Raw genomic sequence first — 21,917 nt, forward strand, 5'->3', positions numbered from 1 at the left:
TTCGCGATGACCCTCACCCTCCGGCAGGTCACGGTGCGCATACCGCTGACGCCCGGTCGTACGGTGCACGCCGTCACCGCGGCGGACCTGGTGGTGCGGCGCGGGACGGTGCACGGGCTGATCGGCGAATCCGGTTCCGGCAAGTCGATGTTGGCCGCGACGATCACCGGGCTGCTGCCCGAGCGGGCACACCTGACCGGCGAGGTATCGCTGGAACTCGACGACCGCAGGTTGAGCACCCGGGAGATCTGGGCGTCGCGCGGCCACACCGTGGCCTGGGTGCCGCCCTCGGCGATGACCTACTTCACGCCGGTCCGGCGGATCGGATCGCAACTGGCCGAGACGATCCGGCAGCTCGGCACCGCGCACGATCCGGTCGGACTCGTCACCCGCGTGGGCTTGGAAGCCGCCGCGTTGCAGCGGTATCCACACGAGCTCTCCGGCGGCATGGCGCAACGCGCGGCGATGGCGTTCGCCTTGGCGGGGGACCCCGCGTTCATCATCGCCGACGAACCGACCTCGGCGCTCGACGCCGAGCGGGCGGCGGCGATCCTGCGACTGCTCGGCGAGTTCGCCGCGGACGGCGGCAGCGTCCTGCTGGTCACGCACGATCTCACCGCGCTGCGGGCGTCCGGGATCTGCACCGACCTCTCGGTGATGCACGCCTCTCGGATAGTCGAATCCGGCAGCGCCGGAACGATTCTCGACAGCCCGGCGGAGCGGTACACGAGAGACCTGCTCGCCGCGCTGCCGGAGAACGGGTTGTCCCCGTTGCCGTTCAGCACACCGGAGCTGGTGAACCTGCCCGCCGACTACCGATATGGCCCGTCATGAACCAACGATCAATTGCCGCACAGCACATTTCGGTCCGGCTCGGCGGACGCCGGGTACTCACCGACGTGTCCATCGAGATCGGTCACGGGGAGGTGGTCGGGCTGGCGGGGCCGTCGGGCACCGGCAAAACGACGCTGGCCTATGTCCTCTCGGGGCTGCGCAGACCGGATCGCGGCCGCGTCGTCATCGACGGCGCACCGCTGCCCCGGCGGCGAACCGGCCGGATCGCGATGCTGTTCCAGTCGCCTCGCCGCTCCTGCGATCCGCGGCTGAAGCTGCGCCAATCCATCGCCGAACTGGCGCGCGGACCGGTGGATTGGGACGCCGTCGCCGGCTCCGTCGGCATGACCACGGATCTGCTCGATCGCTATCCCGCGCAGGTCTCCGAGGGCCAATTGCAGCGGGCGGCGGTCGCCCGGGTCCTCGCCTCGAAACCCGACTACCTGCTCTGCGACGAGATGACCTCGATGCTCGACCCGGCCACCACGGCCACCGTCGCCCGCACCGTGACCGGCCTGGCCGCCACCGGTGTCGGCGTGCTGTTCATCAGTCACGACCTGTCCCTGCTCGCCGTGTGCACGGATCGAATCGTGCACCTGGGCGACAACCTTTCGCACGATTCGCTCGACGACATCGGAGTTCTATGAGTAACGCACTGCACATCCTCACCCGCACCGACCTGGCCGACATCGACCTGCCTCCCGCCGAGGTGATCGAGCTGGTCGAGGACGGCTACCTGGCCTTCGCCCGCGGCGAGTCCCGCTGCCCGGTGAAGCTGATGCTGCCGATCCCGAAGCCCGAACGCGACGCGGTGTCGTATTCGATGCTCGGCTACGACAGTTCGCTCGAGCACCTCGGCTTCAAGACGTCCTACCGGCAGGGCAGCGAGAGCGCGGACAAGTACTACACGACGATCAGCCTGTACGACGACACCACCGGATTGCCGTTCGCGTTCATGGATTGCCAGCGCGTCGGCGCCGCCCGCACGCCGGCGACCACCGCCATCATCGCGAAACACTGCGCCCGCACGGACGCGCGCAGCGCGCTCATGCTCGGCACCGGCGTTCAGGGTCGAAACACGTTGCCGTACCTGCTCACCGCGCTGCCGCAGCTCGAGCGGCTGCGGTTGTTCGGTACCCACCCCGGGGGCATCGCGGACAGTGTGGCCGCGCTGCACCGCTGGTTCCCGGACCGGGACATCGAGCTGGTCGAGGACGTGCCGGCCGCGGTCGCCGAGTCCGACATCGTCGTCGTCGCCTCCGGCCGGGCCGCGCATCCCAAGGTGCGCACCGAGTGGCTGCCGCCGGGTGGACTGCTGATCTCGGTGGCAAGCAAGGGCGTCGAGAGTGGCGCCCTGCGCGCCGCCGACTACGCGATCGCCACCAGCGCAGGACAACTCGGCGTCACCGGTACCCGGCTCGCCGGACCGGACGGTCAGCCGGTCATCGACGCCGAACTGCCGGAGATCGTGGCAGGCAAGGCCGCCGGGCGAACCAGCGCAGGCGACCGAGTGTTCGCGTTCGCCAGCGGCATGATCATCACCGATATCCCGGTCGCCCATGCGCTGGCGACCCGCGCGGTCGCGGCCGGACGCGGACAGCGGGTGGAACTGTGGTCCTGAACACCGCACTGATCGAACTGCCCGCGCTGGAACCGGAATGGCAGCGGCGGGTACGCGCGGACCGGCAGCTGCTCTTCGACATCCGGCACGCGGTCGGCGGGCCGTTCCACCTGGTCTATCCGGAACAGTTCGCGGACAACCTCCGGTCGTTCCAGAAAACGCTTGCCGGACATGGGGTCAGCGGGCAGGTCTACTACGGCAAGAAGGCGAACAAGGCGGGCTGCTGGTTACCGGCGATCGCCGACCTCGACGGGGCCGTGGATGTCGCCAGCGAGCCCGAACTCGTGCACGCACTGGCCAACGGAATCCGAGGCCGCGACATCGGGGTGACCGGTGCGGCCAAAACCGATGCGCTGCTGCGACTTGCCGCCAGGCACGACTGCGTGATCGCCATCGACGCGCTCGACGAGCTGGCCCGGCTCGCCGAGATCGCCCGCGGCGCGGGCCCGGTACGGGTGCTGCTGCGCCGGTTACCGCCGAATGCCCCGCACAGCCGCTTCGGTTTCTCGGCAGCGGATCTCGGCACCGCGATCGAGCTGTGCGCACGATCGCGTCCGCAGATCGAACTGATCGGGTTCTCGTTCCACCTGGACGGCTACGCGGTCGCGCCGCGGGCCGAACTCGCCTACGACCTGATCCGGTTGTGTGCCGAGACGAAAGCACGGGGCCTGCCGATCACCACGCTCTCGATCGGCGGTGGCTTCGCCTGCCGTTATCTCCGGGACGACGACTGGAATGACTTCCGCGCCCACCGGAACGACGAGTGGTTTCACGCGGGAAAGCAGTTCGACACGTTCTATCCGTACGCGCAAGGCCCCACCGGCGCCGACATGCTCGACGCCATCCTCACGACCACATTCGACCGGAAAACGCTCGCGAATCATCTGCGTGACAACGGTATTCGGCTCCTCATCGAGCCCGGCCGGGCCCTGCTCATCGACGCAGGCTGCACCGTGTTCCCGGTGCTCGGCTACAAGCAGAACGCCGACTACGGCATCACCACCGTGCACGGACTCAGCATGAGCGTCTCCGAGCAGTGGAAGGGCAGCGAGTTCCTGCCGGACCCGATCCTGGTGCCCCGCAACCCGAATCCCGCGGCGGCGCCGATCGCGAGCTGCGTCGGCGGCGCCAGCTGCATGGAATACGACATGCTCACCTGGCGCAAAGTCCCACTGCCACAGCGCCCGGCGCACGGCGACCTGCTGCTGTACCCGAATACCGCCGGCTACCAGATGGACAAGAACGAAAGCGAATTCCACCAGCTGCCGTTACCGCCCAAGGTAGTCATCACGCACGAGGAGGGCCGGTTCCGGTGGCGCTTGGACAAATGACCGCGCGTACGTTGCCCACCCCACTGCCGCGGCTGCGCGAAAACGTCGTCCGCACGGCCTCCGAGCTGATCGGTTCCACCCCGCTGCTCGAACTCATCCGCACCGGCACCGGCACCCGCCTGCTGCTGAAACTGGAGCAGTTCAACCCGACCGGCTCCGCGAAGGTCCGGATGGCCCGGGAAATGGTGCTGCACGCCGAACGCAGCGGCGAATTGCGCCCCGGCGGCCACATCGTCGAACCGACCTCCGGCAACACCGGTACCGGACTGGCCCTGATGGCCCTCGAACGCGGCTACACCTTCACCGCGGTCGTCGACGACCACGCCGCCGAAGACAAGCTGCGCGCTATGAAAGCGATGGGCGCCCAACTGGTTTCGGTCGACAGCGGCAGCACCGGCGGACCGAGCACCGTGGAGCGGCGGCGCGTCGCCGCCGAGATCGCGGCTCGCACCGGCGCGTATCGCCCGGATCAGCACAACAATCCGCACAACAACGCGGGTTACCACGACCTCGCCGGAGAACTGCTGTCCGACCTCAACACCGACGTCGACTATCTGGTGGGCGCCGTCGGCACCGGCGGATCCCTCTGCGGCACAGTCGAAGAGCTGCGCCGGCTCGGATCCCGCGTCTACTCGCTCGGCGTCGAGCCCACCGGCTCCATCATCTTCGGCGGCGCGGGCGGCAGCTACTGGCAGACCGGCGCGGGCAGCCCCGCCGGATTCCCGGTGGGCGGCAACGTGAAATACGAGGCCATCGACGAGGACTGCCGGGTCCGCGACATCGACGCGTTCGCCACCGCCCGGGTGGTCGCGCGCCGCACCGGCATCCTGGTCGGCGGCACCGGCGGCGCCGCGATCCACGTGGCGCTACGCCGCCTCGTCCACCTGCCCGCGAGCAGCACGGTCGTCGTGCTGGTGTGCGACGCGGGGGAGAAGTACCTCGACACCGTGTACGACGACGACTGGCTGCGTGCACGGGGCCTCTATGACGAAGCGGCCCAGCAGCGAATCATCAGACTCTGCCGGGCATATGACGAATCGGTCCGGCTCGCGGCCGTCGAGCGGGCGGGAGCGTAGATGGACGTGCGACAGTATCGAGCCATCATCGCGCTGGCCGCCCCGATCGCCGGCATCCAGCTCGCCCAGGTGGCGTTGACCACCGTCGACCTGGCCATGATGGGCCTGCTCGGCATCGCCGCCGTGGCGGCGGGCGGCCTCGCGCTGCTGCTCTACAACCAGCTGCGCACGATGTGCGTCGGCATGATCACCGGTGTCGGCAACCTGATCGCTCAGGCGGCGGGCGGCAGCGAAAAACGCACCGGCGGTGCCGATATCGACGACCAGGCGCGCGCCGAGATCCGCGGGCTGGTTCGCGCCGCCGCACTCGTGGCCACGGTGACCGCGACGGCGGGCGCGCTCATCCTGATCATCCTCGGGTACGCGCTGCGCTGGCTCGGCCAGGATCCCGAGGTGCTCCGGTTGGCCCGCCCGATCATGTGGACGCTCGCCCCCGGCCTGATCCCCATGCTCTGGTTGAACGTGTTGCGGCAGTTCGCCGTCGGCCTGCGCCGGGCCGGCTCCCTGCTGCGCGTCACGTTGCTCTCGATCGGGGTCAACGTATTGCTCAACGCGCTGTTCATCTTCGGCTGGCTCGGCGTACCGAAACTCGGGCTGGCCGGAATCGGCCTGTCCACCACGCTCGTTCAGCTCTGGACCTTCGGTCTCTACCTGCGCACCGTCCGCCGCGATCCACTGCTCGGCGAGCTGTTGTCCCTGCGCGCCTGGCGAGCCGACCGGGCGACGGTCACCCGCATCGTCCGGCTGGGCACCCCGATCTCGTTGACCTACGGCGCCGAGGCGGCGATCACCTCCATCGCCGCGGTACTGATGGGTAGCCTCGGGCCGGTCGCGCTGGCCGCCGGCAATATCGTCAACCAGCTCGCCTACATCGTCTACCAGGTCAATATCGGTCTGTCCCAAGGCTCTTCGATCCTGGTGAGTCGCACGATCGGCCAGGACGACCGAGACGCGGTGGCGGGCATCGCCCGCCGCACGTTCACCCTCGGCTTCGCGTTCATGACGGTGATCGGCGTCGGATATGTGTTGTTCCCCGCGGCGGTGCTCGCGCCGTTCCTCGGCTCGCATCACGACGACGCCGCCGTCATCGCCGCGGCCTCGACCCTGTTGTGGTTCGCGATCATTCAGCAGTACTGCAAGGGCTCGCAGAACCTGTCCATCGGCCTGCTGCGCGGCATCGGGAACACCAGGGCGGGCATGCAGAGCACGCTGATCGGCTATTTCGCGATCGGCGTGCCCGCCATGGCCGGCTTCGGGTTCGGGCTGGGTTGGGGCGCACCGGGTATCTGGCTCGGTCTGTGCCTTGGTTTCGGCGCCACGGCGTTGCTGGTGTGGCGCAGGTTTCAGCGCGGCGTCGCCGACATGGTCAGGCCCACTCCGGAATCCGTGCCATCGATTCGGTGAAAGCGGGCAAAAGGGGTGAAACACTCAGAACGGTGCGACATTTCGGTGGGCAACCATTCAGGAATCGCCGCCCACATCGTGGTTCTGCTCACTTCGCGACTCGGCTAAACGATCTTTCTCTGCGGCGTCGCAGCACGTCGGGTATGGTCGGCGCGGATCGTGAAACGGTGCTCGACAGCCCTGGCGGAAAGGTCGGCCGAACAGATGTGCGCAGCGGGGCCGTTCAGCGGACTCAATCGCAGACAATTCCTAGCGAAGGCGGCAGCGGCCGGTGCGGTGGGCGCGTTGGCCTCCTGGGCCAACCCGATCATCGAGCGTGCCTATGCCGCCGACCCCGCCGGGATGGGCGGCCTGGGCGATATCGAGCACTTCGTCCTGCTCATGCAGGAGAACCGGTCGTTCGACCACTACTTCGGCACCCTGTCCGGCGTGCGCGGCTTCGGCGAGGCGTCGCCGGCCTGGCGGCAGTACGGCTGGGCGCCGGGCGCCGGGCCGGGCCCGGACGGCTTCGTGAATCCGTTCCGGCTCGACACCACTCGCGGCGCGAGCCTCGACGGCGAATGCATCAACGACCCGGACCACTCCTGGGCAGGCATGCACGAGGCCTGGAACGGCGGCCGCAACGACCGGTGGATGCCGATGTCGGTGGCCGGCGTCGGCCCGGCGAACGCGCCCGCGGCGATGGGTTACTACCTGCCCGAAGACATTCCGATCCACACCGCGCTCGCCGACGCCTTCACCCTCTGCGACAACTACCACTGCTCGGTGCTCGGCCCGACCGACCCGAACCGGTTGTACTGGATCAGTGGCACCATCGATCCGGACGGACTGGCCGGCGGTCCGCTGGTGGAGACCCCGGCGATGATCCCGCAGCACGTCTACAGCTGGCGCACCTACCCGGAGAACCTGTCCGAGGCCGGGGTCAGCTGGAAGGTCTACAACAACCGCGACGTCGGCCCGCTGTCCTCGGTGATCCTCGACGGCATGCTCGGCTGCTTCACCCAATCCGCCGACCCCAACTCGGAATTGGCGCGCCGTGGCCTGGCCCCGGTGTACCCCAACGACTTTCAGGCCGACGTCGCCAACGACACGTTGCCCGCGGTCTCCTGGGTGATCCCGTCGCTGCTGAACTGCGAACATCCAGCGCTGCCAGCGGCTTTCGGCGCGTTCGGGATCGTGCAGCTGCTGGACATCCTCACCTCGAACCCGAAGGTGTGGGAGAAGACCGCGCTGATCATCAGCTACGACGAGAACGGCGGCTTCTTCGACCACGTCACCCCGCCGACGCCGCCGCCGGGCACCCCGGGCGAGTTCCTCACCGTGCCGCTGGACCGCGTGTCCGCCGCGAAGGGCATCGCCGGTCCGATAGGTTTGGGCTATCGCGTTCCCGCGCTGGTGATTTCGCCCTACACCCGGGGCGGCCTCGTCGCCTCGGAGACCTTCGACCACACCTCACAGCTGCGACTGCTGGAAACCAGGTTCGGCGTGGAGGTGCCGAACGTGACCGCGTGGCGACGCGGGGTCACCGGCGATATGACCTCCACATTCGATTTCGGCACGGCCCCGGATATCGCGAAACCGGTGCTGCCGGATCCGAAACCGAAAATGGATGCCGCGGTCGCCCAATGCGGCCCGAATATCGCGTTGGGTACGGCGACCACCGGGATTCCCTATCCGGTGCCGCCGAATTCGATGCCGACACAGCAACCCGGAAGCCGGCGCAAGCCGAGCGGGTTGGTTCGGGCATGAGAGTGGCCCAGCCCTGGCGGGGGCTGGGCCACTTCTCGAACGGATGAGGTCAGCTTGCGGTGGCGGGCACCCACCGGACCGACGGGACGACGGAGCGTTTTCGCATCGCCGCGAAACTGTGTCGGGCCGGGCTGATCAACGCGGTGAACCAGGTACGGCGGTGTTCGGCCAATGCTGCCGCGACGGCGGGGATGTGGACGCAGTGCACGCCGCCCGCCATGCCCAGGCGGTGGCGAGCCGTCTGGTTAGTTCTGGTGCCCAATGGTGTTCCTTTGCTTGCTGGTACTGGCGCCTCGATCGCCAGGGCGAAGATTAGCCGAACGAAAGTGCCGCGCAGAGTATTTTGCGCAAGTAATTGCCTCGGCGTGTCGGAAAGTTGTCGACGCGCTCCCCGGTTCGGCCGGAATTGTTGCGAATCGGTCTCGGCCGCGTCACGGATCGGGCAATTGCGGCGGCGGGAGGTGGAAAGCGCGGCCGGGCTGGGTAATCATGTTGATTGTGTCGTCGTAGTCGAACGGCGGTGTCGGTGGCACCGACGCACAGTGGGGGTGGCGAGTGGGCGGCGGGTCCGCCGTCGGCGGCGGGATGCGAGACTTGTCGAATGTTGCGGATCGGCCTCACCGGAGGCATGGGAGCGGGCAAGTCGACGGTGGCGCGGATGCTGGCCGACCTCGGCGCGGTCATCATCGATTCCGACGTGATCGCCAGGGAGGTCGTCGCCCCGGGTACCGAGGGTCTCGCGGCGCTCGTCGGGGCGTTCGGCCCGGAGATCCTGGCCGATGACGGCAGCCTGGACCGGCCCGCGTTGGCGGCGAGGGCTTTCGCCGACGACGAATCGCGCGCGACCTTGAATTCGATTACCCATCCGCTGGTCGGTAAGCGCACCGCCGAACTCATTGCCGCGGCGCCCGATGACGCCATTGTCGTGCAAGATATTCCGCTGCTGGTCGAAAACGGGCTGGCGCCATTGATGAATTTGGTCGTTGTCGTCGATGTCGACGCCGAAACTCGGCTGCACCGCCTGGTCGAATTCCGCGGCGTCGCCGAGGCCGACGCGCGGGCGCGGATCGCCGCGCAGGCCACCGACGAACAGCGCCGGGCCGTCGCCGACGTGTTGCTCGACAATCGCGGGGCGCCGGACGCGGTCGAAGGCGCGGTGCGGCAGCTGTGGCAGGAGCGGCTGGTGCCGTTCGAACAGAACCTGCGCGCCGGAACTCCCGCGCGCCGCAAGGAAATTCGCGTCGTGCCCGCGAATCCGGAATGGCCGGTGCAGGCGCAGCGGCTGATCGCCCGGCTGTGGGTGGCGTGCGGTGCGTCCGCGTCGCGCATCGATCACATCGGGTCGACGTCGGTGCCGGAGCTGCCGGCCAAGGATGTGATCGATCTGCAGATCACCGTCGCCGACCTCGACGCCGCGGACGGCCTGCGAGATGCGTTGGGCGCGGCGGGTTTTCCGGTCCGGCCGGAGATCACCGAGGACTGCCCGCGGCCGACGCCGCAGGACCCGGCGGGCACGGACGTGTCGCTGTGGACCAAGCGCTACCACCAGAACGCCGATCCCGGCCGGCTCGCCAATGTCCATGTGCGGGTGGCCGGTTCGCCGGGCCAGGAGTACGCGCTGCTGTTCCGGGACTGGCTGCGCGCCGATGCGCAGGCGCGCGCCGAATACCTAGAGGTCAAACGCGCGGCGGAGGCGAAGGCGGCCGGGCTGGTCGGCCCGGAGGCGATGACCGCCTACAACGACGTCAAGGAACCGTGGTTCGCCGCCGCCTACCCGCGCCTGCTGGCCTGGCGGGATCGATAGCGGCGCAACAGCTTTGCGGGCGTCACCGCCAGGTAAGGGGGACGCCGAGCGAGTCGAGCCAGTGCCCGAGGTCGTAGTCGTGCGCCGCGATGCCGTCGATCGCGCGCGCGGCGGTCTCGATGGCCGCCTGCGCCTGGGCGGCGGTGACCAGCCCGGCGCCGAGCGCGGCGAGCAGCTCGTCGACGTCGAGCAGCTCGGTGCCGCGCCCGGAGCGCACGATGATGTCCAGGTAGTGGTCCACCGACTTCCACCGTTCGGGCGCTACCTGGCCGAACTCGCCGAGATCGAGGTAGAAGTCCTGGTCCCGCTGGTGCTCGGGGTAGTAGTGGAAGACGGTGGCCCGCAGCGCCAGGTCGGGCAGTAACCACGATTCGATGTAGTGGAACTGTTCATGGTCGGAGGTGCGCGCCATGTACAGGCCCCACGGTTCGACGCGGTACTGCTCGACCGGCCGCACGAATCCCTTCGGATCCGTATTCGTCAGGTCCGCTAGATCGAAGTACTCGACCTTGGGTCGATGCACGTCAACGGAGGATGCCTGGGTCATGCATTCAGAATCTACCGCCGCGACGCCGGAGTCGAGTGGCCTGAGGGTTACATCCAGGTGAGCGTGATGCCCTGGGTGGCCAGCCAGTCCTCGACGCAGTGGTCGTTGGCGGCGAGTCCGTCCAGCGCGGCGGTCGCGCACTCGAAGGCCCGGTGCGCCTGCGCGGTGTCCACCAGTCCGGCCGCGTGGGCGGCCAGCAGGTCGTCGACGCCGAGCAACTCGACCCGGTGACCACGGTGCACCTCGATGTCGAGGTAGTGGTCGACGGCCTTCCAGCGTTTCGGCGCGACCTGGGTGAACTCGCCGATATCCAGGTGGAAGTCGTGGTCGACGTGGTGCGCGGGGTTGCGCCGGGCGCAGGTGACCCGCAGCGAGAGGTCGGGCAGCAGCCACGACTCCAGGTAGTGATGGTGCGGCACCGGGACGATGCGCGCCATGTAGACGCCCCACGGTTCGTGGTGGTAGCGCTCGACCTGGCGGACGAAGCCCTTGCTGTCGGTGCTGGTGAGTTCGGCGAGGTTGAAGAACTCGACGTGCGGCCGATGCGGCGGGTGACCGGGCGGTAAGGCGGTGTTCGGCGGGGCGGCGGCATTGTTATTCAGGCCCGGCACCGCTGCGCGAAGGTGTCGGGCGATAGATCCTGCGAAGCCGGTGGTCGGCACGGTATTGAGCAATGGAATCAGACCTCTCATGGCTCTTTAGTCCTTCGCCACATCCGAACATGTTGTCCGAACAACCAAGTCAGAGTACACCCGGGTATTGGCAGTTGGGCGGAATGACGCGATATGTTTTTGGATACGAAATGTGTTGCCGCAAGGGACATTTCGGACACGTAACGGCGCCTGAGAGTGAAACGGTATTGCTCCGGTAAAGCGCGGATTATCTTCCGGGAATGTCGCGCGCCCGCCCGCGGTTTTAAACATCGGGATCCCGATGGTGACGTGGACCCGATATCCCTCTGCCGGGCGTGCGGTGACCACCGCCCACACGACCGGAGAAACTTGTCGGTGGGTGGGCTTAGGCTGGTGAGCATGGCATTCGCAACCGAGATTCCGACGGAAGGCTACGCGGAGAGGATCGCGGCCGAGACCCCGCTCGCCCACTCCGAGCACCGGCCGGTCGGCGAGATCGAGCGCAGCGACGCGCGCTTCGAAGTGGTCAGCGAGCACGTGCCCGCGGGTGACCAGCCGGCCGCCATCGAGGAGCTGGAACGCCGGATCAAGGCGGGGGAGCGCGACGTCGTGCTGCTCGGCGCCACCGGCACCGGCAAGTCGGCGACCACCGCCTGGCTGATCGAACGGCTGCAACGCCCGACGCTGGTGATGGCCCCGAACAAGACCCTCGCCGCGCAGCTGGCCAACGAGCTGCGCGAGATGCTGCCGAACAACGCCGTCGAGTACTTCGTCTCGTACTACGACTACTACCAACCCGAGGCGTACATCGCCCAGACCGATACCTATATCGAGAAGGACAGCTCGATCAACGACGACGTCGAGCGGCTGCGGCACTCGGCCACGTCGAGCCTGCTGTCCCGGCGCGACGTGGTGGTGGTCGCGTCGGTGTCCTGCATCTACGGCCTCGGTACCCCGCAGTCCTACCTCGACCGGTCGGTGCAGCTCGAGGTCGGCACCGAGGTGGACCGCGACGCGCTGCTGCGGCTGCTGGTCGACGTGCAGTACACCCGCAACGACATGGCGTTCACCCGCGGCTCGTTCCGGGTGCGCGGCGACACCGTGGAGATCATCCCGTCCTACGAGGAACTCGCGGTCCGCATCGAGTTCTTCGGCGACGAGATCGAGGCGCTGTACTACCTGCACCCGCTGACCGGCGACGTGGTTCGTCAGGTCGACATGCTGCGTATCTTCCCGGCCACCCACTACGTCGCCGGCCCGGAGCGGATGGAACGCGCGGTGCGCGACATCGAGGCCGAGCTGGAACAGCGGCTGGCCGAGCTGGAACGCCAGGGCAAGCTGCTGGAGGCCCAGCGGCTGCGCATGCGCACCCAGTACGACCTGGAGATGATCCGGCAGGTCGGGTTCTGCTCCGGCATCGAGAACTACTCGCGGCACATCGACGGCCGCCCGGCCGGATCGGCGCCGGCGACGCTGCTCGACTACTTCCCGGACGACTTCCTGCTCGTCGTCGACGAGTCGCACGTGACCGTGCCGCAGATCGGCGGCATGTACGAGGGCGACATGTCGCGCAAGCGCAACCTGGTCGAGTTCGGCTTCCGGCTGCCGTCCGCGGTGGACAACCGGCCACTCACCTGGGAGGAGTTCGCCGAACGGATCGGCCAGGCGGTGTATCTGTCGGCCACCCCCGGGCCGTACGAACTGGGCCAGGTCGGCGGCGAGGTGGTCGAGCAGGTCATCCGCCCGACCGGCCTGGTCGACCCGCAGGTCGTGGTGAAGCCGACCAAGGGCCAGATCGACGATCTGGTGCACGAGATCCGGCTGCGCACCGAGAAGGACGAGCGGGTGCTGGTCACCACGCTGACCAAGAAGATGGCCGAGGACCTCACCGACTATCTGCTCGGGCTCGGCGTGCGGGTGCGCTATCTGCACTCGGAGATCGACACCCTGCGCCGCGTCGAACTGCTGCGGCAGCTGCGCCTCGGCGAGTACGACGTGCTGGTCGGCATCAACCTGCTGCGTGAGGGTCTCGACCTGCCCGAGGTATCGCTGGTCGCGATCCTGGACGCGGACAAGGAAGGTTTCCTGCGCAGCAGCACCAGCCTGATCCAGACCATCGGCCGCGCGGCGCGCAACGTGTCCGGCGAGGTGCACATGTACGCGGACAAGATCACCGACTCGATGCGGCACGCGATCGACGAAACCGATCGCCGCCGGGCCAAGCAGGTCGCCTACAACACGGAGATGGGCATCGACCCGAAACCGTTGCGGAAGAAGATCGCCGACATCCTCGATCAGGTGTACCGGGAAGCCGAAGAGACCGAGGTCGAGGTCGGCGGCTCCGGCCGCAACTCCAGCCGCGGTCGTCGTGCGCAGGGCGAACCCGGCCGCGCGGTCAGCGCCGGCGTCTACGAGGGCCGCGACATCAAGTCGATGCCGCGCGCCGAACTCGCGGACCTGGTCAAGGAACTCACCGCGCAGATGATGAACGCGGCCCGCGAGCTCCAGTTCGAGCTCGCCGGCCGGTTGCGGGATGAGATCGCCGATCTCAAGAAGGAACTGCGCGGCATGGACGCCGCCGGATTGAGTTGAGCGACAGCGCCCGTCGCGGGTCAGCCCTGGGTGGCCATCCACTCGTCGACGCGGCGCTTCGCCTCTTCCGGAGAGACGTCTTCGACCTTGGTCATGATCGCCCAGCGGTGGCCGAACGGATCGATCATGACGCCGAAACGGTCGCCGGTGACGAAGGTCTGCGGCTCCTCGGCACTGCGCGCGCCGTGTTCGAGCGCACGCTTGATGACGCCGTCGACATCGGGGCAGTAGTGCACGATCGAGGTGTGCACCCACTCGCCGTTCGGGGCGAGCACGTTGTTGTCCGGCATGGGCATGCCCAGCTGCAGGGTCGAGTCGCCGATCTTCAGCTCGGCGTGCGCCGGCTGACCGTCCGGCAGATCGTTGCGGGTGATCACCTCGGCGCCGAGGACGGCGGTGTAGAAATCGATGGCCTTGTTGCCGTCGCCGACCGCGAGGAAACAGGTGATGGAGTGGTAGCCCTCGGCAATGGGGTTCACGGTGTTCGTCATGCGATCAATCCTGGTCGGGCGGGCGTCGCCGGTCTTGTAAGAACGCGACACGGTGCCCGGCGGGAGCGAAATCATGCCCGGCAGCGCTGATTCCGGGCTGCCCCGGAATCCGGTCGCCCCGGCGGACACCACCGGCATCCTGCACCCGGACGAGCAGGCCAAGTACCGCACGCTGGCCCGGCTGCCCGCCGGACCGGCCGTCGACCGGTTCGTCGAGTGGTACTGGTCGGTGCGCTGGGACCTGCGCGGCCGGCCGCCGTACCTGGCCGAGGTGCTGTCCTACCCGAGCGTGAACGTCACCTTCGAGCGAACCGGCACCGGCACCGGCAGTTTCGTCAACGGCGTGTGCACCACCAAGTTCATCCGCGAACTCAGCGGCGAGGGCGAGGTCTTCGGCGTCCGGTTCCGCGCGGGCGGCTTCGGCGCCTTCACCGGGCTCGACGTCGGATCGTTCCGCGACACCACGGTTGACCTGACCGAGGTCATGCCGGACGCGCACGGCCTGGCCGACCGCGTCCTCGCCGTCGCCACCGACGAGCAGCGCCGCGCCATCCTCGAGGACTTCCTCGCCACCCGTCCCGCCGCCGACGATCCGACCTACCGCCTGGTGCTGCGCATCGTCGACGCGATGGCCAAGGACGGGGAGCTGACCAGGGTGGACCAGATCACCGACCGGTTCGGCGTTCCGACCCGCACGCTGCAACGGATGTTCCGGCGCTACGTCGGCGCGGGCCCGAAATGGGTGCTGCGCCGTTACCGCCTGCAGGACGGCGCCGAGCTACTCGCCCGCGGTCGCACCGAAGATCTCGCCACATTGGCCGCGGAGCTGGGATACTTCGATCAGGCGCACTTCTCGCGAGAGTTCACCGCGGAAGTCGGAATGGCTCCACTGGAATACGCCAAGAATTCGCTACGCTCGCGCAACGAGGTCACGGCGAAGGTCATCCCGGCCGGGATGTAGTTGCGGAGCCGATCGTATTCGACCATTCGGCCACGACTCGGGGGATAGCTCCCGAGTTGCTTAGTTGAATGTTGCACTACCTACTGTCAGCCGAAAAAGGAGCTGGACATGGATGTTGTGGTGTTGATCGGACGGGTGTTGTTCTCGGTGCTGTTCCTGAGCTCCGCGCTCGGGCACTTCACGCAGACCGAGGCGATGGCGGGTTACGCCGCGAGCAAGGGTGTGCCGATGGCGAAGCCATCGGTGCTCGGCTCGGGCGCGCTGTTCGGCCTCGGCGGTTTGAGCGTGCTGCTCGGCGTGTGGGCCGATCTCGGTTCGCTGCTGCTTGCGGCGTTGCTGGCGGTGACCGCCGTGCTGATGCATCAGTTCTGGAAGGAAACGGATCCGCAGGCCAAACAGGGCGAAATGGTCAACTTCAACAAGAATCTGGCGCTGGCCGGCGCCGCGTTGATGCTGTTCGCCTTCTTCGCCCACGTCGACGACCTCGGATTGACCATCACCGGACCGCTTTTCGACCTCTGACCCCGCTCGCCGCGCTAATATTGCGCGTTCTTTTACTTGCAGGGAGAGGAAGGCATGGACATCATCGGAGCGATTCTGGGCTTATTCTGGGCGAACTACCAACAGTGGCCGTAATGGCACGGTAGTCCCAGGCTCCAGCGGCCCGTCACGGTGCGTGATTTACGCGCCGAGGCGGGCCGATATCTGTCCGGTCCGGCCTGGTATGTGACGAATATCCCAGGGGGACAAGACCGTTCGACGCGGTTGTGCTTGATCACAGTTTCGCGGCCGGATAATTGTGTCTGCCCAGCTTGCCGATGCCGTTCCCGCATTTCCTGGCGAACGTGTGGCGCCAATGGCCGGACACCGTCAATGTGATGTGCTGCGATTTCTGTTAATTCCGGTCTGTTTGCCGCTAGGGTCGACCCAAGTCGCTGCGCCGGGGCACGTCTTGGTGGTGCACCCGGGCGTAGGCATCCTGACACAGTTGGAGGAGAGAATGACCGCCTACCGGACCATTGTTGTCGGTACTGATGGCTCGGACTCGTCGTACGTCGCCGTCGAGAAGGCCGCCGCGCTGGCTGGAGTGTCCGCCGCGACCCTGGTCATCGCGTGCGCTTACTACCCGACCGACGACCGTGACGTGGCCGCCGCCGCGGACGTGCTCAAGGACGAGGCCTACCAGGTGCGCGGGTCCGCCCCCACCAACGAGATCCTGCGCACCGCGCGGGACCGGGCCGTCGCCGCGGGCGCGAAGGACATCGTCGAGCGCGCCGTGGTCGGCGAGCCGGTCGAGTCCCTGCTCTCGCTGCTCAAGGAATTGGACGCCGACCTGCTCGTGGTCGGCAACCGCGGCCTGAACACCCTGACCGGCCGCCTGCTCGGCTCGGTCCCGTCCGACGTAGCCCGCAAGTCCCGCTCGGACGTCCTGATCGTGCACACCGTCCGCTAGTTTTCCGGCCGAGGTCCGCACGATAGACAGACCAAGGCGCCCTTCGGTCGAGCGAACAGTCTCGACCGAAGGGCGCCTTCGTTTGTGTGGTCAGGCCAGTGCGGCCAACACCTCGGGGAGTTCCGCGCTGTGGATGACGCCGAGGCGCTGTGTGGCGCGGGTCAGGGCGACGTACAGGTCGTTGAGGCCGCGTGGGGATTCGTCCAGGATTGCCTGTGGCTCAACGAGATACACCGCGTCGAACTCCAGGCCCTTGACGTCGTGCACGGTCAGCACTCGCACCGAGCCGTCGGCCAGGTCGGCCAATTCGTCGAGCATTGTGTGCGGCGCGATCACCGCGGTCGTGCCCGGACCGGTCTCGCCTGCCACCAGTTTCGCGACCTGGTCGCGCACTTCGCCCGCGGTGACCCGATATCCGCGCGGCGGGTTTCCGGTGTCGCGGACCGAGCGGGGAGCGGACGCGGACGGGTCGATCGCGGCGAGCACGTCCGCGGCGACGTCCATGATCTCGGCCGGCGTCCGGTAGTTCACGGTCAGCTCGGTGAGCTTCCACCGCTTGGCCACATACGGTTCCAGCACGCGCTGCCAGGACGAGGCGCCCGCCGGGTCGCCGGTCTGCGCGACGTCGCCGACCACCGTGATCCAGCGATTCGGGATGCGCCGCATCACCATTCGCCAGGCCATCTCCGACAGCTCCTGCGCCTCGTCCACGATGACGTGCCCGTAGGTCCAGGTGCGGTCGCCCGCGGCGCGCTCGGCGGTGGTCTGCCGGGTGCGCACGTCCTGGCGTTCGGCGAGCTGGCTGGCGTCGATCAGGTCGTAGGCCATCAGGATTTCCGGGTCGAGCTCGTCCTCGAGATCCTGTGGCGCGGAACCGGTCAGGATGTCCAGCGCGTCCTGCGCCTCGGCCAGCTGGGCCCGCCAGCGCCGCCGGGAACGTTCGCGTTCCTCGGTGTCGTCCACGCCGAGCAGCTCGGCCAGCTCGTCGAGCAGCGGTGCGTCGGCGGCACTGAACTCGCCGTTGTCCGGGCGGACCAGTTCGGCGCGGTCCTCGGCGGCGAGGGTGCCCGCGGCGCGGTCGAGGCGCTTGGGGTCGGCGAGCAGATCGGCGAGCACGTCCTGCGGGGACAGCAGCGGCCACAGCTTGCCGATGGCCTGCTGGATCTCCTGGTCGGCCCGCATCTCGTCGCGGATCTCGGCGATGTCGGTGCGGCTCAACAGACTTGGGCCGCCGGACAGATCCTTACCCATCGTCTCGGCCAGCTGTTCGGTGAGCGCGTCGATGACCGCGCTGGTGAAGATCGGCTTGGCCAGGTTGTGCGGACGCCGCGAGGATCGGGCCCGCCCGCGCGCCCTGGTGGCGATCTTGCGATCGAGGGTCACCTGGTAGCCGTCGAAGCTGAGCCGGACCGGTTCCGCAGGCACCTCCTGCCGGTCGCGCACGGCCTGCTTGAGCACCTCCAGAATCTCCAGGGAGCCCTTGATCTCGCCCGCCCGCAACGAATCCTCGCGCGTCGCCTTCACCCCCGGGTACAGGTCGCCGATGGTGGACAGCAGCACACCGGTCTCGCCGAGCGAGGGGAGCACCTGGCCGATGTAGTCCAGGAAGGTGGCGTTCGGGCCGATGATCAGCACGCCGCTCTTGGCCAGCTGCTGGCGATAGGTGTAGAGCAGGTAAGCGGCGCGATGCAGCGCGACGGCCGTCTTGCCGGTGCCGGGCCCGCCCTGCACCACGAGCACGCTCTTGTGCTCGGAGCGGATGATCGCGTCCTGCTCGTGCTGGATGGTCTCGACGATGTCGTTCATGTGCCCGGTGCGGGCCGCGTTCAGCGCGGCGAGCAGCGCGCTCTCGGCGCCGACGCCCGCGTCCCCGTCGGCCGCGCCTGCCTGCCGGGCGGCGTCCAGGTCGAGGTATTCGTCGTTGATCGCGGTGACCTTGCGGTTGCGCGAACGGATGTGCCTGCGCCGGGTCACGCCGTCCGGCGCGGCGGTGGTGGCCAGGTAGAACGGGCGGGCCAGCGGGGCGCGCCAGTCGAGCAGCAGGGTCTCGTAGTCGTCCTTCTCGTCGAGAATGCCGAGCCTGCCGATATAGCGGTATTCATCGGCCAGATCGATCCGGCCGAAACACAGACCGTGTTCTGCCGCATCGTATTTGGCCAGATCCTCGTTATAGAGCTGGCTGAACGACTCGCGCTCGCTGCGCGCCTGCGGGGTGCCGCCGGATTCCAGCAGCACGGTGCGCAAACGGTTGCGCGCGTAGTCGCGCATTTCGTCGAGCCGGTCGTACAGCACCGACAGGTACTTCTGTTCCTGTTCGGTCTCGCGGGTCAGCTCGGGCGTACCGGTCTGGGCGGCACGATCCTGAGTGAGGTCGGGCAAACTGAACTCCTTCACCGCGATGAGCCGAGCGAACGCTACACACGCAGGGCAATAGCCGCGCGAACGTTCGGAAAACAAGGTTGTCGAGTCTACTGCGATTGCGGCGGGGTCGCCGTAACCGCAGGTGTACCCGGTGTCGTGCCGCCCGACGGTCGCCGTTGTGCGCGACAGTTACTGGCGTGCGGTGCTCGACCACCGGGAACAGGTCATAGAAGTGGTGCAACAGTTCCCCGCACCGCGGGTATTCCGCTGATCCGGGAAATCCTCGAACAATCATGGATCCGGCGGTCAGGACGCGTGTGTGCTGTTCGGCCTGCGCCCCAAGCCGGCCGCGCCGTCGCGGTGCCCGGACGGCTTGGCCCGGTACATGGCCAGGTCGGCGTCGTGCAGCACGGCCTCGGGGGTGCGGCGGTCGCCGACGCTGAGCGGGGTGACGCCGATCGAGGCGTTCACCTCGATCCGGTGCCCGCGCGCGATGATCGGCTCGGCCATGGTCGAGCGCAGCCGGGCGACCAGCGCGTCGATGTCCACCCGCCGGGTTCCGCCGGAGAGCAGCACCAGGAATTCGTCGCCGCCGAGCCTGCCGACGATGTCGTCGCCGCGCAACGCGCGCTGCAACCGTTGCGCGACGATCTGCAACACCGTGTCGCCGATGGCGTGCCCGAGTGTGTCGTTGATCGCCTTGAACCCGTCCAGGTCGATGAACAGCACCGTGGACACCGGCAGGTTCTCGCTGGTGGCCAGGGCGCTGGCCAGTTGCGAGAGGATCAGCGAACGATTCGCCAGCCCGGTCAGCGAGTCGTGCGTGGCCTGGTATTCCAATTGCCGTCGGCTGGCCCGGAATTCGGTGATGTCGGCGAAGGAGGAGACCGCGGACGAGCGCCGGTCGCCCGGGTTGAGCAGGCGGCTGCTGCCGGAGAGCCAGCGGCGCTGCCCGTCGGCGCGGTCGACCCCGAACACGTAGCCGGTGATGGTCTCGCCGGTGGCGAGGGTACGGGCGATCGGGTGCCGGGTCGGCGGCAGCGGCTGGGCGTTCGCGTCGAGCAGGGTCAACGGTAGCGACTGGATGGTCTTGCCGATGAGCGCGTCCTCGGACTCCTCGTTGCCGAAGATCCGCATCGCCGCCGGGTTCGCCGACTCGATGCGGCCGCTCGGATCGATGACCACCACGCCCTCCTCCAGCTGCGAGACGACCGTGGTGAAGTGCTGCTCGGCCAGGCGCTGCGCGGCCTCGGCGTGCCGCTGGGCGGTGAGGTCGTGGATGACCACCTGGTAGGCGAGGTGGTCGTGCCAGGCGGTGAGCACCGACACGGTGGTCACCGGCACCACCTCGCCGTCCATCCGGATCAACAGCATCTCGGTCGGGTCGGAGGCGGCGCCCTTGGTGGTGAGGTGACTGATGCGCTCCAGCATCCCCGGGATGGAGTTGGGATGGACGAATTGGGTGAGCGGCTTGCCGATCAGCTCGTCGGCGCTCTCGGCGGCCACCAGGCGCACGGTCGCCGGATTGACGTAGACCACGATGCCGCGCTCGTGCACACAGATTCCGTCGGGCGTGTGCTCGACGAGAGAACGGTAGCGCTCAGCCAGCTGCTCGGCGGCGTCGACCGCAGCGGCTACCTTGTCCTCACCCACTCGAACCCCCGATCGTCGACCCGATTATGGCCATTGGAACATGGGATTATTCTGGTATCGACGTGCAGAACATCACAGCGTCGAGGCTATTGCTTCGATCACAGTTCGCGCACTTAATCGGGCACTGTCTGGTGATCATTACAGAACCGGTTTTCTAGTAATTGTCGGCCGATGGTGGTTCGGCCGAGGAATCGGTGAAGGAGCGATGCTATGCCGGGCGCCAACTCGATCAGCCGACAACAGCATCAAGATCATATGACGTTCGCCGGGATCGGTGCCGTCAGTGCGTACGGCTGGGGACGCGACGCGTTGTGGCAGGGTCTGCTCAGCGGGAAGTCCGCGGCCTCGGTCCAGTCGGGGTATGGACCCGGCCGCGACGAGGATGCCTGGGTGGCCCTGGTTCCCGACGGCGGTGACCACACGGTCAGCACCAGCCGCTACGGGCGGGCCATGCACGAGTCGGCCAGAGAGGCGATCACCGACGCGCTCGGGCGCGGCTGGCGACCGGGGCGGACCGTCGGGCTGCTGCACGCGATCGTGCTCGGTGACGTGGTCAACTGGCGCGACTTCTACCTCGTCGACGACGGCCGCCGCAGGCCACGCGACTACCTGCGGCTGATCCCGTCCACCCCGGTCTCGGTGCTCATGCAGGAGTTCGGTTTCCACGGGCCCGCGATGAACGTGTCCGCGGCATGTAGTTCGGCCAACGTCGCGTTGATCACCGCGCAGCTGTGGCTGGACGCGGGCATCGCCGACGACGTGGTGTGCGTCGCCACCGACATGTCCGCCACGCCCGACATGGTCGATCATTTCGTCCGGCTCGGCGCCTCGGTGGCCGACACCGAACCGCTCGACGCCTGCCGCCCGTTCCAGGAGGGCAGCCGCGGTTTCGGCATCGGTGAGGCGTCGGTGGCATTCGTGCTGAGCCGTTCGGTGACGCGGCCGTACGCGGCGATACTCGGCGGTGGCATGACCAACGACGCCTATCACGTGGTGTCGGTCGACCCGACACACGAGCAGATCTTCGAGTGCACCCGCCGTGCCCTCGACAATGCCGGTGTGGTCGCCGACGATGTGCGCTATTTCAACGCGCACGGCACCGGCACCCGGCAATGCGACGAGGCGGAACGGGATCTGCTGACCAATATGTTCGGCGATCAACCGCACGTCTACGCGCTCAAGCCGCTGGCCGGTCACTGCCAGGGCGCGGCCGCCGGGGTGGAGGTCGCCGCGGCCGCGATCGGTTACGACCGAGGCATCGTGCCCGCCGCTCCGATCGTCGCGTCGCCGCATCCGCGCCTGCTGGACGGGCCGCAGCCGTTCGACGGCGGCATCACCGCGAAGTTGTCGCTGGGCATGGGCGGCAACAACTCCATGGTGCTGCTCGGCCCGGCCGGCTGAATCGGTC

General features: G+C 67.9%; 19 protein-coding genes. 13 read left to right on the top strand and 6 right to left on the bottom strand.

Going from position 1 to position 21,917, the window contains the following annotated elements; all coding sequences use genetic code 11:
• The first annotated feature begins 6 nt into the window (after positions 1-6).
• The 7 genes from ACFQ9K_RS31875 (at position 7) to ACFQ9K_RS31905 (ending at position 8,015) form a co-directional block, all read left to right on the top strand.
• Positions 7-834, top strand: coding sequence for an ATP-binding cassette domain-containing protein (locus ACFQ9K_RS31875; protein ID WP_378725032.1), 828 nt, complete (start codon positions 7-9; stop codon positions 832-834).
• Positions 831-1,481 carry an ABC transporter ATP-binding protein gene (locus ACFQ9K_RS31880; protein WP_378725030.1) on the top strand — a complete coding sequence of 217 codons (651 nt, stop codon included), beginning with the start codon at positions 831-833 and terminating at the stop codon, positions 1,479-1,481. The genes ACFQ9K_RS31875 and ACFQ9K_RS31880 overlap by 4 nt, the downstream gene beginning before the upstream one ends.
• Positions 1,478-2,455 carry an ornithine cyclodeaminase gene (locus ACFQ9K_RS31885; RefSeq protein ID WP_378725028.1) on the top strand — a complete coding sequence of 326 codons (978 nt, stop codon included), beginning with the start codon at positions 1,478-1,480 and terminating at the stop codon, positions 2,453-2,455. The genes ACFQ9K_RS31880 and ACFQ9K_RS31885 overlap by 4 nt, the downstream gene beginning before the upstream one ends.
• Complete coding sequence (locus tag ACFQ9K_RS31890; RefSeq protein WP_378725026.1) at positions 2,446-3,786, top strand: alanine racemase; 1,341 nt, start codon at positions 2,446-2,448, stop codon at positions 3,784-3,786. Before ACFQ9K_RS31885 ends, ACFQ9K_RS31890 begins: the two co-directional genes overlap by 10 nt.
• A complete protein-coding gene (locus ACFQ9K_RS31895; protein ID WP_378725024.1) occupies positions 3,783-4,862 on the top strand; it encodes a PLP-dependent cysteine synthase family protein in 1,080 nt (359 codons plus the stop codon). Before ACFQ9K_RS31890 ends, ACFQ9K_RS31895 begins: the two co-directional genes overlap by 4 nt.
• Entirely contained in the window at positions 4,863-6,266 is a 1,404-nt protein-coding gene (locus ACFQ9K_RS31900; protein ID WP_378725022.1) for an MATE family efflux transporter, read from the top strand.
• A 204-nt stretch (positions 6,267-6,470) separates the two neighbouring features.
• Complete coding sequence (locus ACFQ9K_RS31905) at positions 6,471-8,015, top strand: phospholipase C (protein WP_378725020.1); 1,545 nt, start codon at positions 6,471-6,473, stop codon at positions 8,013-8,015.
• A 49-nt stretch (positions 8,016-8,064) separates the two neighbouring features.
• On the opposite strand, the gene ACFQ9K_RS31910 is transcribed toward ACFQ9K_RS31905, so the two are convergent.
• Positions 8,065-8,277 (bottom strand): hypothetical protein, encoded by a 213-nt coding sequence (locus tag ACFQ9K_RS31910; RefSeq protein ID WP_378723557.1) that lies wholly within the window; start codon positions 8,275-8,277, stop codon positions 8,065-8,067.
• Between the two features lie 339 nt (positions 8,278-8,616).
• Between ACFQ9K_RS31910 and coaE the strand changes: the two genes are divergently transcribed.
• Positions 8,617-9,819 carry a dephospho-CoA kinase gene (gene coaE, locus ACFQ9K_RS31915; protein WP_378723530.1) on the top strand — a complete coding sequence of 401 codons (1,203 nt, stop codon included), beginning with the start codon at positions 8,617-8,619 and terminating at the stop codon, positions 9,817-9,819.
• A gap of 22 nt (positions 9,820-9,841) precedes the next feature.
• On the opposite strand, the gene ACFQ9K_RS31920 is transcribed toward coaE, so the two are convergent.
• Entirely contained in the window at positions 9,842-10,366 is a 525-nt protein-coding gene (locus ACFQ9K_RS31920; protein ID WP_378723532.1) for a DUF402 domain-containing protein, read from the bottom strand.
• Between the two features lie 47 nt (positions 10,367-10,413).
• Positions 10,414-10,977: a DUF402 domain-containing protein gene (locus tag ACFQ9K_RS31925; RefSeq protein ID WP_378723533.1), complete on the bottom strand. Its 564-nt coding sequence runs from the start codon at positions 10,975-10,977 to the stop codon at positions 10,414-10,416.
• A 420-nt stretch (positions 10,978-11,397) separates the two neighbouring features.
• Between ACFQ9K_RS31925 and uvrB the strand changes: the two genes are divergently transcribed.
• On the top strand, positions 11,398-13,590 hold the full coding sequence (gene uvrB, locus ACFQ9K_RS31930) for an excinuclease ABC subunit UvrB (RefSeq protein ID WP_378723535.1): 2,193 nt from the start codon (positions 11,398-11,400) through the stop codon (positions 13,588-13,590).
• A 20-nt stretch (positions 13,591-13,610) separates the two neighbouring features.
• On the opposite strand, the gene ACFQ9K_RS31935 is transcribed toward uvrB, so the two are convergent.
• Positions 13,611-14,081: a VOC family protein gene (locus ACFQ9K_RS31935; protein ID WP_378723537.1), complete on the bottom strand. Its 471-nt coding sequence runs from the start codon at positions 14,079-14,081 to the stop codon at positions 13,611-13,613.
• 73 nt (positions 14,082-14,154) lie between these two features.
• Between ACFQ9K_RS31935 and ACFQ9K_RS31940 the strand changes: the two genes are divergently transcribed.
• The 3 genes from ACFQ9K_RS31940 to ACFQ9K_RS31950 all read left to right on the top strand — a co-directional run bounded on the left by ACFQ9K_RS31940 (position 14,155) and on the right by ACFQ9K_RS31950 (position 16,495).
• Positions 14,155-15,042, top strand: coding sequence for a DUF6597 domain-containing transcriptional factor (locus ACFQ9K_RS31940; protein WP_378723538.1), 888 nt, complete (start codon positions 14,155-14,157; stop codon positions 15,040-15,042).
• Between the two features lie 108 nt (positions 15,043-15,150).
• Positions 15,151-15,564, top strand: a complete 414-nt coding sequence (locus tag ACFQ9K_RS31945; protein ID WP_378723539.1) for a DoxX family protein — start codon at positions 15,151-15,153, stop codon at positions 15,562-15,564.
• Between the two features lie 478 nt (positions 15,565-16,042).
• The gene (locus tag ACFQ9K_RS31950; RefSeq protein ID WP_378723541.1) at positions 16,043-16,495 is read left to right on the top strand and encodes a universal stress protein; all 453 of its coding nucleotides are present in this window, start codon (positions 16,043-16,045) and stop codon (positions 16,493-16,495) included.
• A gap of 90 nt (positions 16,496-16,585) precedes the next feature.
• Here ACFQ9K_RS31950 and ACFQ9K_RS31955 read toward each other — a convergent pair whose 3' ends face one another.
• Together ACFQ9K_RS31955 and ACFQ9K_RS31960 are read right to left on the bottom strand one after the other, a co-directional pair.
• Positions 16,586-18,874: a HelD family protein gene (locus ACFQ9K_RS31955; protein WP_378723544.1), complete on the bottom strand. Its 2,289-nt coding sequence runs from the start codon at positions 18,872-18,874 to the stop codon at positions 16,586-16,588.
• Between the two features lie 288 nt (positions 18,875-19,162).
• Positions 19,163-20,509 carry a diguanylate cyclase domain-containing protein gene (locus tag ACFQ9K_RS31960; protein ID WP_378723546.1) on the bottom strand — a complete coding sequence of 449 codons (1,347 nt, stop codon included), beginning with the start codon at positions 20,507-20,509 and terminating at the stop codon, positions 19,163-19,165.
• 255 nt (positions 20,510-20,764) lie between these two features.
• Between ACFQ9K_RS31960 and ACFQ9K_RS31965 the strand changes: the two genes are divergently transcribed.
• Positions 20,765-21,910, top strand: coding sequence for a beta-ketoacyl synthase N-terminal-like domain-containing protein (locus tag ACFQ9K_RS31965; RefSeq protein ID WP_378723548.1), 1,146 nt, complete (start codon positions 20,765-20,767; stop codon positions 21,908-21,910).
• Positions 21,911-21,917 lie beyond the last annotated feature (7 nt).

Origin of the sequence: Nocardia sp. NPDC056564, assembly GCF_042793755.1 — a bacterium.
GTDB lineage: Bacteria > Actinomycetota > Actinomycetes > Mycobacteriales > Mycobacteriaceae > Nocardia.